We start from the raw sequence: 14,600 nt of genomic DNA, 5'->3' as shown, positions 1-14,600 counted from the left end.
GACTGCGGACGCAGCGAAGACGAGTTTTGCTAATTTATTCATGTTTCTCCTCTCGGTTGAGATATCCGCAGATTAACTGCGCAACTAATATACGACATCAAAAATTGGATAGTACCACGTGGTTCAGGCCGTTACGTGTGGGATTGACCATACGCAATGAACTTGACCACCATTCTGCCACAGGCAGCAAGCGCTAGCGAAGGATGCCAAATGATCCAGCACACGTTTTGCCTGCTTCGTTGTTTTCATACAACATAACATTATGAAAACATCACCACGGCCGACATATTACATCGACGCAAGCAAAGTATCTATTTTATTTTGAAATTATTGTATTTTTATCACTACTCTGCGATTCGGAGCGAGGCAGGCGATGCGTTTCTTGAGGTTTAGTTTATTGCTGCATGTCACTACTGGTTCGGCGGCGCCGGCGCCGTTTACCTCTATCCGATTGCTGATGCCTTTGCTTTTCAGATAATTGGCAACGCTGGCCGCCCGTTGTGTCGATAACTTCCTGTTATATATGTCTGTTCCAAGGTGATCGGTATAGCCGGTCACCAAGAGTACTCTGGCGCCGCTGCAATCGGCCAGTTTTGCAATGGTGTTTTTGTCAATTTCTTGCTTGGCAGACTTGCTCAGGATTGCTTTTCCAAAGCTGAAAATGCTGTCGCTGGACAAAGTGAACTGACATTGAGCGACCACATCCGGCGCAACAGGTTGATCGCTGGCAACGGCTGGACCGGTGACCAGCGCCGGCGCGATGGCTTTCATCACCGGCGGCGCCAGTTCGCCGTCGCAGCCGGGGACGGCATCCTTGGCGTCCCAGTAGCCGGAGCGCCAGCACAAGCCATCCTGACTGCGCACCACAGGGCCGCTGCCGTCTTGCAGGTAGGCACTTTTTTCGGCTGATACCTGGATGGAACTAGTCTGGGCAAAGCTGGAGCTGGCCGCAAAGCCGCAGGCCGAGCCTAGCAACAGGCTCAGCAGAATCGTATGACGCATAAATTATTTCCTGATAGAAATGGCGAGGGGTGGGTAGGGCAATCCCCAAAAGCCGGGCAAGGCGGCATTTAAACATATTTTTTCGGGCCCGCATGTTTTCGGCTTGCAACGCCTTGCCTGAAAAGCCAGAACTGCCTCTTCCGCGTGCTAAAATCACGCGGTTATACCTGTGTTTCGAGCTGCATTTCTCCAGCAACTGGCAGATCGCTCCGGAACGCTGGTTCTATATTGATCAACCCAAGTAAAGATTGGCCGACTCGCTAAATGGATCAATTCGCTAAAGAAACAATCCCGATTTCCCTCGAAGAAGAAATGCGCAAGAGCTACCTCGATTACGCCATGAGCGTGATCGTCGGCCGGGCGCTGCCGGATGTGCGCGACGGCCTCAAGCCGGTGCACCGCCGGGTCTTGTTCGCCATGCATGAAATGAACAATGTCTGGAACCGCCCGTTCGTCAAATGCGCGCGCGTGGTCGGTGAAACCATGGGTAAGTATCACCCGCACGGCGACGCTTCGATTTACGACACGCTGGTACGCATGGCGCAGCCGTTCTCGCTGCGCTACATGCTGGTCGACGGCCAGGGCAATTTCGGTTCGATCGACGGCGACGGCGCGGCAGCGATGCGTTACACCGAGTGCCGCCTGGACAAGATCGCCGGCGAACTGCTGGCCGACCTCGACAAGGAAACCGTCGACTTCGTGCCGAACTATGACGGCAAGGAAAAAGAGCCGTCGGTGTTGCCGACCCGCATTCCCAACCTGCTGATCAACGGCTCGTCCGGGATCGCGGTCGGCATGGCGACCAACATTCCGCCGCACAACCTGACCGAAGTGATCGACGGCGCCTTGCATGTGCTGCGCAACGCCGATTGCACCATCGACGAGCTGATCGAAATCATCCCGGCGCCGGACTTCCCGACCGCCGGCATCATCTACGGCGTCTCCGGCGTGCGCGACGGTTACCGCACCGGCCGCGGCCGCGTGGTGATGCGCGCCAAGACCCACTTCGAAGAATTCGGACGGGAAGGCCGCACCGCGATCATCATCGACGAACTGCCATACCAGGTAAACAAGAAGGCCCTGCTGGAACGTATCGCCGAACTGGTGCGCGACAAAAAGCTGGAAGGCATTTCCGACCTGCGCGACGAGTCGGACAAGTCCGGCATGCGCGTGGTGATCGAGCTCAAGCGCGGCGAAGTAGCCGAGGTCGTGCTGAACAACCTGTACAAGCAAACGCAGCTGCAAGACACCTTCGGCATGAACATGGTGGCGCTGGTGGATGGCCAGCCTAAGCTGCTGAACCTGAAGCAGATGCTGGAATGCTTCCTCTCGCACCGCCGCGAAGTCGTCACGCGCCGCACCGTGTTCGAACTGCGCAAGGCGCGCGAACGCGGCCACGTACTGGAAGGCCTGGCGGTAGCGCTGGCCAACATCGACGATTTCATCGCCCTGATCAAGGCTGCGCCGACACCACCGGTAGCGAAATCCGAACTGATGGCGCGCGCCTGGGATTCGTCCATGGTGCGCGAGATGCTGGCCCGCACCGGCGACGAAAACATCGGCGGCATCGAATCCTTCCGTCCGGAAAACCTGCCGAAGCATTACGGCATCCAGACCGACGGCATGTATCGCCTGTCGGACGATCAGGCGCAGGAAATCCTGCAGATGCGTCTGCAGCGCTTGACCGGGCTGGAACAAGACAAGATCGTCAACGAGTACAAAGACGTGATGGCGCAGATCGCCGACTTGCTGGATATCCTGGCCAAGCCGGAACGCGTCACCGTCATCATCACCGACGAGATGACCGCCGCCAAGAACGAATACGGCATCGGCAACAAGGATGAGCGCCGTTCGCAGATCGAGCACAATCCTACCGATCTCGGCACGGAAGACCTGATCACGCCGCAAGACATGGTGGTGACCTTGTCGCACACCGGCTACATGAAGGCGCAGCCGGTCTCCGAATACCGCGCGCAGAAGCGCGGCGGCCGCGGCAAGCAGGCGATGGCGACCAAGGAAGACGACTGGATCGACCAGCTGTTTGTCGGCAATACGCATGACTACATCTTGTGCTTCAGCAATCGCGGCCGTTTGTACTGGCTGAAGATCTGGGAAGTGCCGCAAGGTTCGCGCAATTCGCGCGGCAAGCCGATCGTCAACATGTTCCCGCTGCAGGATGGCGAGAAGATCACCGTGGTGCTGCCATTGTCGGGCGCCAACCGCAGTTTCCCTGAAGACCGTTACGTCTTCATGTCGACCAGCCTGGGCACCGTCAAGAAGACGCCATTGTCCGACTTCAGCAATCCACGCAAGGCCGGCATCATCGCGGTCGACCTGGATGAAGGCGACTTCCTGATCGGCGCCGCGCTGACCGATGGCCAGCATGACGTCATGCTGTTCTCCGATTCCGGCAAGGCGGTGCGCTTCGACGAAAACGATGTGCGTCCGATGGGCCGCACCGCGCGCGGCGTGCGCGGCATGAACCTGGAAGAAGGACAGCAAGTCATTGCGCTGCTGGTCGCGGAAAACGAACAGCAATCGGTATTGACCGCCACTGAAAACGGCTTCGGCAAACGTACCCCGATTACCGAGTACACGCGCCACGGCCGCGGCACCAAAGGCATGATCGCGATCCAGACCAGCGAGCGCAACGGCAAGGTGGTGGCGGCAACGCTGGTGGAACCTAGCGATGAAATCATCCTGATCACCACCGGCGGCGTCCTGATACGCACCCGCGTCGCGGAAATCCGCGAAATGGGCCGCGCTACCCAAGGCGTCACGTTGATCGCGGTGGAAGACGGCACCAAGCTGAGCGGTTTGCAGCGCGTGGTCGAATCCGACGCCGAGGTTGATGCGGAAGTGGAAGCCAGCGCTGAAGGCGACGCCGGCAGCACGGCAGCGGGCGATGCTTCCGAGGCAGCGCCGGAGTAATAACGCAAGCAGCGCGGTCCAGCCAGCCTGGGCCGCGCATTGCTTTCTGCTCATTATTTTCTGCGCATTACTTTTTGTTTTACCAGTGATACCGTAACAACACAGCAACGCCATCTGTTGGGCCAAAGTTTTCTACGTAGTCTCTGCAATTCCGGTTCTTTATCTGACGACATTCATCATGCCTATCTATAATTTTTCTGCTGGTCCTGCCGTGTTGCCAAAAGAGGTGCTGCAGCAAGCTGCCGCCGAAATGCTGGATTGGCAGGGCAGCGGCATGTCGGTGATGGAGATGAGTCATCGCGGCAAGGAGTTCATGTCTATCCTGGCCGCCGCGCAGCAGGATTTCCGCGAACTGTTCGCGGTGCCGGACAATTACAAGCTGCTGTTCATGCAGGGTGGCGCGATTGCCGAAAATGCGATCGTGCCGCTCAATCTGCTGGGCCGCGGCGGCCGGGCTCAGCCGGCGACCAGCGATTACATCAATACCGGTTCGTGGTCGACCAAGTCGCTGAAAGAAGCGCGCCGCTACGGCAACGTCAATGTCGCCGCCTCTTCCGAAGACAGCCATTTCGCGCAGATTCCCGAGCGCGACAGCTGGCAGCTGTCCAAGGATCCGGCTTACGTCCATCTCTGCACCAATGAAACCATCGACGGCGTCGAATACCAGTTCACGCCTGATGTCGCCGCTGAAACCAATAATGCGCCGCTGGTGGCCGACATGTCCTCGCACATCCTGTCGCGCGTGGTGGACGTCTCCAAGTATGGCGTGATCTATGGCGGCGCGCAAAAGAACATCGGTCCGGCCGGACTGACCCTGGTGGTGGTGCGTGAAGATTTGCTGGGCCCAGGCTACGCGTTGCCGGCCTGTCCTTCCGCCTTCAACTGGAAGATCGTCGCCGACAACGATTCCATGTACAACACGCCGCCGACCTATGCAATCTATATCGCCGGACTGGTGTTCCAGTGGCTCAAGAAGCAGGGCGGCGTCGCCGCCATGGAACAACGCAACATCGCCAAGGCAGCCTTGCTGTATGACTACCTGGATAGCACCGATTTTTACCGCACCAAGATCGCCAGCAGCTGCCGCTCGCGCATGAACGTGCCTTTCTTCCTGGCCGATGAAGCGCTCAACGATGCCTTCCTGGCAGGCGCCAAGGAACAGGGGCTGCTGCAGCTGAAGGGCCACAAATCGGTGGGCGGCATGCGCGCTTCGATCTATAACGCCATGCCTTTGGAAGGCGTGCAGGCGCTGGTGGCGTATCTGCAGGAATTTGAAAAACAGCGCGGCTAGGGCCTTGCGCCAGGCTTGTTAGCAGAACCAGAGATAGAAATAACATGAGCGAAGACAAACTCCTACCCTTGCGTCAGCAGATCGACGCGATTGACGCCGAAATCCTGGCCTTGCTGAACCGCCGCGCAAAAATCGCGCAAGAGGTCGGCCACGTCAAGGCAGAGACCAATGCCCCTGTGTTCCGTCCAGAACGCGAGGCGCAGGTCTTGCTCAAGGTCGCCGAGCGCAATCCGGGACCGCTGCAAGGCAGCGACGTGCAGACTATTTTCCGCGAAGTGATGTCGGCTTGCCGCGCGCTGGAAAAGCGCGTCACGGTGGCCTATCTGGGCCCGGCCGGCACCTTCAGCGAACAAGCGGTATACCAGCAGTTCGGCCATGCGGTGGAAGGCTTGCCTTGCCTGTCGATTGACGAAGTGTTCCGCGCCACCGAAGCCGGCACCGCCGATTTCGGCGTCGCTCCGATCGAGAATTCCTCGGAAGGCGTGATCAACCGCACTCTCGATCTGCTGCTGCAAACCACGCTCAACATCAGCGGCGAAGTGTCGATCCCGGTGCATCACAGCCTGATGACCAAGGAAGGCACGATGGCCGGCATCGCCCGCATCTGCGCCCATTCGCAAGCGCTGGCGCAATGCAATGCCTGGCTCAATCAGCACTACCCGAGCATAGAACGGCAGGCGGTAGCGTCGAACGCCGAAGCGGCGCGCATGGCCAGCGAGAGCGACACCGTGGCGGCGATTGCCGGCGAGATGGCGGCGCAGAAATACGACTTGCAAGTGGTCAGCGCGAATATCCAGGACGACCCGCACAACCGCACCCGTTTTGCCGTGGTGGGCCGCCTGCAGAACGGCGCCAGCGGCAAGGACCAGACTTCGCTGGTGCTGTCGGTGGCGAACAAGGCCGGCGCTGTCTACAAGCTGCTGGCGCCGCTTGCCAAGCACGGCGTTTCGATGACCCGCTTTGAGTCGCGGCCGGCGCGCATGGGCGCCTGGGAATACTATTTCTATGTCGACGTCGAAGGCCATGCCGCCGACGACAAGGTGGCCAAGGCGCTGGACGAACTGCAGCAGAATGCGGCGTTCTACAAGCTGCTGGGATCGTATCCGCGCAGCTTTTGAGCGACGCCTCGGCGCGCACTTATTCAGCGCATTGATTTAACGCATTTACCTAATTATCTCGTTCAATATTTCGTCCTGAAAGCAGACAATGTCAATCCAATTTGGTCCAGAGTATGTGCGCGCTATCGCCCCGTATCAAGGCGGCAAGCCGATTGCCGAAGTAGCCCGCGAATTCGGCCTGGACGAAGCCAAGATCATCAAGCTGGCCTCCAATGAAAATCCGCTGGGCATGCCGGAGTCGGCGCGCCTGGCGATGCAAAAGGCAGTGGCTGACATCGGCCGCTACCCGGACGCCAACGGTTTCGACCTGAAGGCCGCGATTACCGCCAAGTACGATGTGCCGGCAGAGTGGATCACGCTGGGCAACGGCAGTAACGATATCCTGGAGCTGGCCACCCATGCCTTCGTCCAGGCCGGACAAGCCGCCATGTATGCGGAATATTCCTTCGTCGTGTACGCGCTGGCGACGCAGGCGGTCGGCGCCCGCGCCATCGTGGTCAAGGCCAAGGACTATGGCCATGACCTGGCGGCGATGTTCGATGCCATCACTGCCGACACCAAGCTGACCTTCATCGCCAATCCGAATAATCCGACCGGCAGCTTCATCCCGGCCGCCGAGCTGGAAGCGTTCCTGGCGCGCGTGCCGCCGCAGATCGTGGTGGTGCTGGACGAGGCCTATAACGAATACCTGCCGCCGGAAGTGCAGTACGAATCGATTTCCTGGGTGCGCAAGTATCCGAACCTGCTGGTATCGCGCACCATGTCCAAGGCCTATGGCCTGGCCGGCTTGCGCATCGGCTTCGGCATTGCGCAACCGGCGATCACCGATTTGCTGAACCGCATCCGCCAGCCGTTCAACGTCAACTCGCTGGCCCAGGCCGCCGCCGTGGCGGCCTTGAACGATACTGAATTCCTGCAGCGTAGCGCGCAGCTGAATCGCGACGGCTACCGTCAGCTGACCCAGACCTTCGATGAGCTGGGCCTGGAATATGTGCCGTCGTTCGGCAACTTCGTGATGGTCAAGGTTGGCGCCGATGAAGCCGCCGGCGCACGCGTCAACCTGGCGTTGCTGAAGCAGGGCATCATCGTGCGCCCGGTCGCCAATTATGGCTTGCCGCAATGGCTGCGGGTCACCATCGGCCTGCCGCAAGAGAACGCGGCATTCATCGACGCATTGAAGAAACTGCTGGCCTGAGCGGCGGGGTCCTGATTAATCTTTATTGAAGCAACGCTAGTGTTCAAGAAAATCGCAATTTTTGGCGTCGGACTGATCGGCGGATCCTTTGCCCTGGCTTTGAAAAAAGCCGGTGCGGCAGAGCAGATCGTCGGCGTCGGCCGCCATCTCACGACTTTGCAGCGTGCCAGGGAATTGGGAATCATCGACCAGATCGCCACCGGCGTGGCTGATGCTGTCGCCGATGCGGACCTGATCCTGATCGCCGCGCCAGTGGCGCAGACCGGCGCCATCCTGGCCAGCATCGCGCCGCATCTGCAAGCCGGCACCATCGTCACCGATGCCGGCAGCACCAAGTCAGACGTGGCGCTGGCGGCGCGCACGGCGCTGGGCGACAAGATCGGCCAGTTCGTGCCCGGCCATCCGATCGCTGGCCGCGAACAGAATGGCCCCGAGGCGGCGTTGGCGGAACTGTATGTCGGCAAGAAAGTGGTGCTGGCGCCGTTGCCGGAAAATTCGGCCGCGGATGTGGCCCGGGTTGCCGCTGCCTGGCAGCAGTGCGGCGCGCTGATTCATCAGCTCTCGGCGCAGCAGCACGACGCCGTGTTTGCCGCGGTCAGCCATTTGCCGCATGTGCTGGCGTACGCACTGGTGGACGACATCGCCAACAAGCCGCACGCCGCGTCGCTGTTTCAATATGCCGCCAGCGGCTTTCGCGATTTCACCCGCATCGCCGGCTCGTCGCCGGAGATGTGGCGCGATATTTCACTGGCCAACCAGAGCGCCTTGCTGGGTGAGCTGGATGCTTACATGACGCAGCTGGGCCGCTTGCGCGGCTTGCTGGCGGCCGGCGACGGCCCGGCGCTGGAAGCCATCTACAGCAATGCGCAGCAGGCAAGACACAACTGGATCAGCGCCATCGAGGCTGCGGAACAACAGAACAAGGAAGGTGGCGATTAATGACTATGCAACGCAAACAAAGTTATCCCGAGTACCTGGATTTGCACCCTGTGGCAAAAGTGCAGGGCACGGTGCGGCTGCCGGGTTCCAAAAGCATTTCCAACCGCACCTTGCTGCTGGCCGCGCTGGCCAACGGCACCACGCAAATCCACGACTTGCTGGCCTCGGACGATACGCTGGTGATGCTGACCGCGCTCAAGAAACTCGGCGTCGCCTGGGAGCAGGCCGAAGGTACGCAGACCTATACTGTGCATGGCAGCGGCGGCGCCTTTCCGGTGCACCAGGCTGATCTTTTCATGGGCAATGCCGGCACCGCGATCCGTCCGCTGACGGCAGCGCTGGCAGCCATGGGCGGCGACTACACCGTACACGGCGTGGCGCGCATGCATGAACGGCCTATCGGCGACCTGGTCGATGCCCTGAACGCGATCGGCACCCGGATTGCGTATACCGGCGTGGCCGGTTTCCCGCCCTTGCATATCCAGCGCGGTCAGTTGCACAGCCAGCGGATCCAGGTGCGCGGCAATGTTTCCAGCCAGTTCCTGACGGCGCTGCTGATGGCGGCGCCGCTGATGGCCAAACATGAAGCAGTGACCATCGAGGTGATCGGCGAACTGATTTCCAAGCCTTACATCGAAATCACGCTAAACCTGATGCAGCGCTTCGGCGTCACCGTTGTGCGCGACGGCTGGCAGTCGTTCACGGTGGCTGCGGGCGCGCAATATCAAAGCCCGCAAGCGATCCACGTCGAAGGCGATGCCTCGACCGCTTCCTATTTCCTGGCGGCCGGCGCGATTGCCGGCGGCCCGCTGCGGGTCGAAGGCGTGGGTAAAGACAGCATCCAGGGCGATGTTCGTTTTGTCGAAGCGCTGCAACAGATGGGTGCCGGCATTACGCTGGGGGACAACTGGATCGAAGTGTCGTCCAACGGCGTACTGAAAGCGATTGACGCCGATTTCAATCATATTCCCGATGCCGCCATGACGATTGCGATCGCGGCGCTGTATGCCGAAGGCACCAGTACGCTGCGCAATATCGCCAGCTGGCGCGTCAAGGAAACCGACCGTCTCAACGCCATGGCGACCGAGCTGCGCAAACTGGGCGCCACCATCGAAGAGGGCAGCGACTATCTGCGCGTGACGCCGCCGGCGCAGCTGCAGCCGGCGACTATCGATACTTACGACGACCACCGCATGGCCATGTGTTTTTCGCTGGCCACGCTGGATGGCGCGGCGCGGCGCGGCACCACGGTGCGCATCAACGATCCGCAATGCGTCGCCAAGACCTTCCCGGACTATTTCACCGTGTTCGCGCAAATCGCCGAACAGAAATTATTGTAAATGACGGGTCGCGCATGAATCTGACACTTGCCGATGTGCGCGACGTGTTGCACCAGGCGACCTTTGACCGTGGCCAGGAATACGTGCGGCTGCGCCGCGTGCTGGCCGTGGAGCAGGACGGCGACGTCCTCAACGCCACGGTGCAGGGCAGCGGCAGCAACGTCTATCAGCAGGAAATCACGCTGTCGGTATTTCGCGATGCGCCCGACATTGACAGTGTCTGTTCCTGTCCGGTCGGCTCCAACTGCAAGCATGTGGCAGCGGCCTTGATCGAATACCTGCAGCGGCCTTCCGCCGATCAGCTGGTGATTGCGGCTGCGCCGCCGGTGCTGGCTGCCGTCGCTGCGCCCAAGCCGGTAGTCGCCAAGGCCAGTCCGCCGCCTGCCCTGGCGCGGCCGATGGAAGCCTGGCTGAGCCGGGTCCAGGGCGAAGTCGCCGGCGCCGCCGCCATCGCCCCGCAGCAGCAACAGCAACAGGCCGGCCTGCGTCAGAAAGTCGCGACACATCAGGTGGTGTTCGTACTGACCTCCGCCTACAACGGCAAGAAGGCAGTGCTGCACCTGTGCAAGGCCCAGCCGCGGCCGAACGGCCAGTTTCAGGCTGCGCAACCGGTCACCGATGTGCCGCGCCTGCTGGCCGATCCGGCGCTGTTCCTGCGCCCGGAAGATCGCGACCTGATCGGCCTGTTCGTGGCCCAGAACGACGGCAACCATGCCCAGCATGCGGCCTGTGAGCTGAGCGGCAAGCTCGGCGCGCAGCTATTGCGCGCGCTGCTGCAGCAACAGCGTCTGCTGTGGGCCAACTCCCTGCCGGACCTGGCGAAGGGCACCGCCTATCCATTGCAGCTGGCGCCGCCGCGCCGCGCCAGCCTGACCTGGCATGAAGCGCTGGACGATGGCCGCGACGGCGCGCGCGACCTGTGGCAGCTAGGCTGGCAATTTGAAGCGGAAGCGGCGAACGGGCCTGCTTCCTCGCGCAAGAGCCTCGATTACATGCTGCCCACCGAGCCGCCCTGGTATATCGACAATCTTTCCTGCGGCGAGCTGCTGCTGCAACGCGATACGCGGATTTCCAGCAAGGCGCTCAACGACCTGGTGATCCAGGCACCGATGCTCGATCCCGACGATAGCCTTGCGGTTGCCCAGCAACTGCTGACGCAGGGTTTGCAGGACGTGATTCCGTTCCCGCCGCAGGTGATACAGACCGTGCGTCGCGACATTGCGCCGCAACCCTTGCTGGTGCTGGGAAATCTTCCCGGCGTCAGCAATCCATTGATGCAGGATTTCGCCGAGCTGCATTTCCGCTACGACGGCGCGCTCGTGTCCGCACAGTTTGCGCCGGCGCTGAGCCGTAACACGCCGGCCGGAATCGAACAGATCATGCGCGACCAGGACGCCGAAAACGCCTTGCAGCAAACCTTGCTGGCGCTCGGCATGCGGGCGCTGGAAGGGACGCAGCATCCGCTGGCCATGATGCCGGGCATGTTCATGCTGCCGGACCAGTCAGCCTGGCTGCGTTTCGCGAAAGAAGGATTGCCGCAGCTGATTGCGCAGGGCTGGAAGATCGACAAGCGCGCCGAATATCGTTTCGATGTGGTCGAGGTGGAAGACTGGTATGCCGAGATCGCCGAGACAGACGAGCGCGGCGCCGGCGCCGCTTTCGACCTGCAGATGGGCATCGTGGTCAATCAGCAGCGGGTATCGCTGCTGCCGCTGCTGGTGGACCTGATACGCCACGCGCCGCAGGATTTCGATCCGCGCACCATGGCGCTGCGCGACGACCAGGATGAACTGCTGGTGCGTCTGAGCGACGGCGCGCATGTCGCCATGCCATGGGGCCGCATCAAGCCTATCCTGAATACCCTGGGCGAATTGTATTTCACGGAAAAATCGGACGGTCCGGTGCGCCTGTCGGCGCTCGATGCGGGTCGCTTGGCTGAACTGGATGCCGGCAACCAGCTGCGTTGGGTAGGCGGCGAACGGTTGCGCAGCATGGGGCAGAAACTGCTGACCTTCGGCGGCATCAAGCAGGTATCGGCGCCGCCCGGCCTGCAAGCCACGTTGCGCGATTACCAGCTGCAAGGCGTGGCGTGGATGCAGTTCCTGCGCGAATACGATCTGGCCGGCATCCTGGCCGACGACATGGGCCTGGGCAAGACCGTCCAGACCCTGGCGCATATCCTGATCGAAAAGCAAAGCGGCCGCCTGAGCGCGCCGGCGCTGGTGATTGCGCCGACCAGCCTGATGGACAACTGGCTGCAGGAAGCCGCACGCTTTGCGCCCGAGCTGCGCGTGCTGGTCATACAAGGCAAGCAGCGCCTGGAACAGTTCGAACAGATCGCCGGCTTTGACCTGGTGCTGACCACCTATGCCTTGCTGCCGCGCGACGAAGAACGCTGGCGCGAGCATACCTTCCATCTGTTGATCATGGACGAAGCGCATTACATCAAGAATCCGCGTTCCAAGGTGGCGCAAAGCGCGGCCTTGCTGAATGCACGGCATCGGCTGTGCCTGAGCGGTACGCCGGTGGAAAACCATCTGGGTGAATTGTGGGCGCAGTTTCATTTCCTGCTGCCGGGTTTGCTGGGCGATGAAAAGACCTTTAACCGCGATTTCCGCCAGCCGATCGAAAAGCAGGGCGATGCCACCCGCCGCGCCTTGCTGAGCCGGCGCATCAAGCCCTTCCTGCTGCGCCGGACCAAGGACAAGGTGGCCAAGGAGCTGCCGCCGAAGACCGAGATGCTGCGCAGCGTGACCTTGAGCGGCGCGCAGCGCGACCTGTACGAAAACGTGCGCCTGGCGATGGACAAGAAGGTGCGCGAGGAAATCGCCAAGAAAGGCGTGGCGCGCAGCCATATCGTGATCCTGGAAGCCTTGCTGAAGCTGCGCCAGGCCTGCTGCGATCCGCGCCTGCTCAAGACCGACCAGCCGGAAGCCGAGGCAGCGCAGGCGGAAATGCCTTCCGCCAAGCTGCTGGAGCTGCTGGAGATGGTGGACGAACTGCGCCAGGAAGACCGGCGGATCCTGGTCTTTTCGCAATTTACCAGTATGCTGACGCTGATCGCCGCCGAATTGCGCCAGCGCGATATCGGCTATGCGCTGCTGACCGGCGCCACCCAGGACCGGGTCGAGCCGGTGCGCCAGTTCCAGGAGGGCGAAGTGCCGGTGTTCCTGATCAGCCTGAAAGCCGGCGGCGTCGGCCTCAACCTGACCGCGGCCGATACCGTAATCCATTACGATCCGTGGTGGAATCCCGCCGCCGAAAGCCAGGCCACCGACCGCGCCTGGCGCATCGGCCAGGATAAGCCGGTGTTCGTCTACAAGCTGATCGCCAAGGGCACGGTGGAAGAGAGCATCCAGCTGCTGCAGCAAAAGAAAGCCGACCTGGCGCAAGCCATGCTGTCGCCGCAAGGGGAGGAAGCACAGAGCGTCGGCCTGACCCAGGACGATCTGCAGGCGATCTTTGCGCCGCTGGCCGAATAAATCAGGTAATTCCGTCTAGACCTAAACCGTATCAATTCAATTTCAATAATAACAACCGACTATCCCTATGCCTAATTCCCCTATCCCTGTCATCACCATCGATGGCCCAACGGCATCCGGCAAAGGCACCGTGGCGCAGAAGGTTGCGCAGCACCTGGGTTTCCACTATCTCGATTCCGGCGCGCTGTATCGCCTGACCGCGCTGTCGGTCATGCGGCGCAATACCCCGCTGGACGACGAACACGCGCTGGCCAAGGCGGCCGAGCATCTGCATTGCCATTTCAACGGCGCCCATATTTTCCTGGCGAATGAAGACGTCACGAATGACATCAGGGCGGAAGAAGTTGGCAACATGGCTTCGAAAATTGCTGCAATACCAACTGTGCGCCAGGCCTTGTACGGCTTGCAATTGAGTTTCCGGCAACATCCCGGACTGGTGGCCGACGGCCGCGACATGGGCACCGTGATCTTCCCCCACGCCGGCCTCAAGGTGTTTTTGACCGCCAGCGTAGCCGCCAGGGCCCAACGGCGCTATAAGCAATTGATTGACAAGGGTTTTTCTGCTAATATGGAAGACCTCTCAAAGGATTTGACGGAGCGTGATGCGCGCGATAGCAGCCGCAGCTCGGCGCCGTTGAAGGCCGCGCAAGGGGCGTATCTGCTGGATACCTCTGCAATGACTGCCGATCAGGCGGTCGAACAGGTGCTCAGCTGGTATGCCGCTGCCAAGCCGGTCTGAATGGGAAATGCGTTGCAAATAAGCTAATGAGCAGCGTTTTAGCAGCAAGCAGTAACAAAATTTGTTGTTTTTTTGCAGTACCTTGGTGTCCGGCCTGACGCAAAGTCTGACCGGACGTTGAAAAACCTAACCCAATATTGACCGCGTCTTAGCAAGTACTGTTGTAACCGCCGCTGTAACCGGTTACCCAAGTATTTTGCAGAGATAGAGCGGCAATACTGTCAAACCTAGTCAAAACTATGTCCATCACTGTTCTGTCCCCTGCATCTGCCGGCGCCGATGAATTTGCCGCGCTGTTTGAAGAATCGCTGTCACGTCAAGACATGCGTTCTGGTGAAGTGATTTCTGCTGAAGTCGTGCGCCTTGACCATAACTTCGTTATCGTCAACGCTGGCCTCAAGTCCGAAGCCTTCATTCCAATCGAAGAATTTAAAAATGACAACGGCGAACTCGAAGTAGCTGTCGGCGATTTCATCTCCGTCGCTATCGAATCGCTGGAAAACGGTTTCGGCGACACCATCCTGTCGCGCGACAAGGCCAAGCGTCTGGCATCGTGGCTCTCG

General features: G+C 60.5%; 10 protein-coding genes. 9 read left to right on the top strand and 1 reads right to left on the bottom strand.

Features of this window, described 5'->3' with window-relative positions; translation table 11 throughout:
• Positions 1 to 327: 327 nt before the first annotated feature.
• A complete protein-coding gene (locus VNZ65_RS08960) occupies positions 328 to 1,002 on the bottom strand; it encodes an OmpA family protein (RefSeq protein WP_325668137.1) in 675 nt (224 codons plus the stop codon).
• A gap of 264 nt (positions 1,003 to 1,266) precedes the next feature.
• Between VNZ65_RS08960 and gyrA the strand changes: the two genes are divergently transcribed.
• From gyrA to VNZ65_RS08915, 9 genes are all read left to right on the top strand, one after another.
• A complete protein-coding gene (gene gyrA, locus VNZ65_RS08955) occupies positions 1,267 to 3,933 on the top strand; it encodes a DNA gyrase subunit A (RefSeq protein WP_325668135.1) in 2,667 nt (888 codons plus the stop codon).
• Positions 3,934 to 4,111: 178 nt separating this feature from the next.
• Positions 4,112 to 5,224, top strand: a complete 1,113-nt coding sequence (gene serC / locus VNZ65_RS08950; protein WP_325668133.1) for a 3-phosphoserine/phosphohydroxythreonine transaminase — start codon at positions 4,112 to 4,114, stop codon at positions 5,222 to 5,224.
• Between the two features lie 44 nt (positions 5,225 to 5,268).
• Complete coding sequence (pheA, locus tag VNZ65_RS08945; protein ID WP_325668131.1) at positions 5,269 to 6,342, top strand: prephenate dehydratase; 1,074 nt, start codon at positions 5,269 to 5,271, stop codon at positions 6,340 to 6,342.
• Positions 6,343 to 6,430: 88 nt separating this feature from the next.
• Positions 6,431 to 7,537, top strand: a complete 1,107-nt coding sequence (gene hisC / locus VNZ65_RS08940) for a histidinol-phosphate transaminase (RefSeq protein ID WP_325668129.1) — start codon at positions 6,431 to 6,433, stop codon at positions 7,535 to 7,537.
• A 39-nt stretch (positions 7,538 to 7,576) separates the two neighbouring features.
• A complete protein-coding gene (locus VNZ65_RS08935) occupies positions 7,577 to 8,476 on the top strand; it encodes a prephenate dehydrogenase (protein ID WP_325668127.1) in 900 nt (299 codons plus the stop codon).
• A gap of 5 nt (positions 8,477 to 8,481) precedes the next feature.
• Positions 8,482 to 9,816, top strand: coding sequence for a 3-phosphoshikimate 1-carboxyvinyltransferase (gene aroA / locus VNZ65_RS08930; protein ID WP_325668125.1), 1,335 nt, complete (start codon positions 8,482 to 8,484; stop codon positions 9,814 to 9,816).
• Positions 9,817 to 9,830: 14 nt separating this feature from the next.
• The gene (locus VNZ65_RS08925; protein ID WP_325668123.1) at positions 9,831 to 13,298 is read left to right on the top strand and encodes a DEAD/DEAH box helicase; all 3,468 of its coding nucleotides are present in this window, start codon (positions 9,831 to 9,833) and stop codon (positions 13,296 to 13,298) included.
• 67 nt (positions 13,299 to 13,365) lie between these two features.
• Complete coding sequence (gene cmk / locus VNZ65_RS08920) at positions 13,366 to 14,037, top strand: (d)CMP kinase (RefSeq protein WP_325668121.1); 672 nt, start codon at positions 13,366 to 13,368, stop codon at positions 14,035 to 14,037.
• 239 nt (positions 14,038 to 14,276) lie between these two features.
• On the top strand, positions 14,277 to 14,600 hold a 324-nt coding region (locus VNZ65_RS08915; RefSeq protein WP_325668119.1), incomplete at its 3' end, for a S1 RNA-binding domain-containing protein.

It is taken from the genome of Collimonas sp., from assembly GCF_035566555.1.
GTDB lineage: Bacteria > Pseudomonadota > Gammaproteobacteria > Burkholderiales > Burkholderiaceae_D > Collimonas.
Note: the sequence above shows the minus strand (reverse complement) of the source record. Positions and strands in the feature narration are given on the sequence as shown.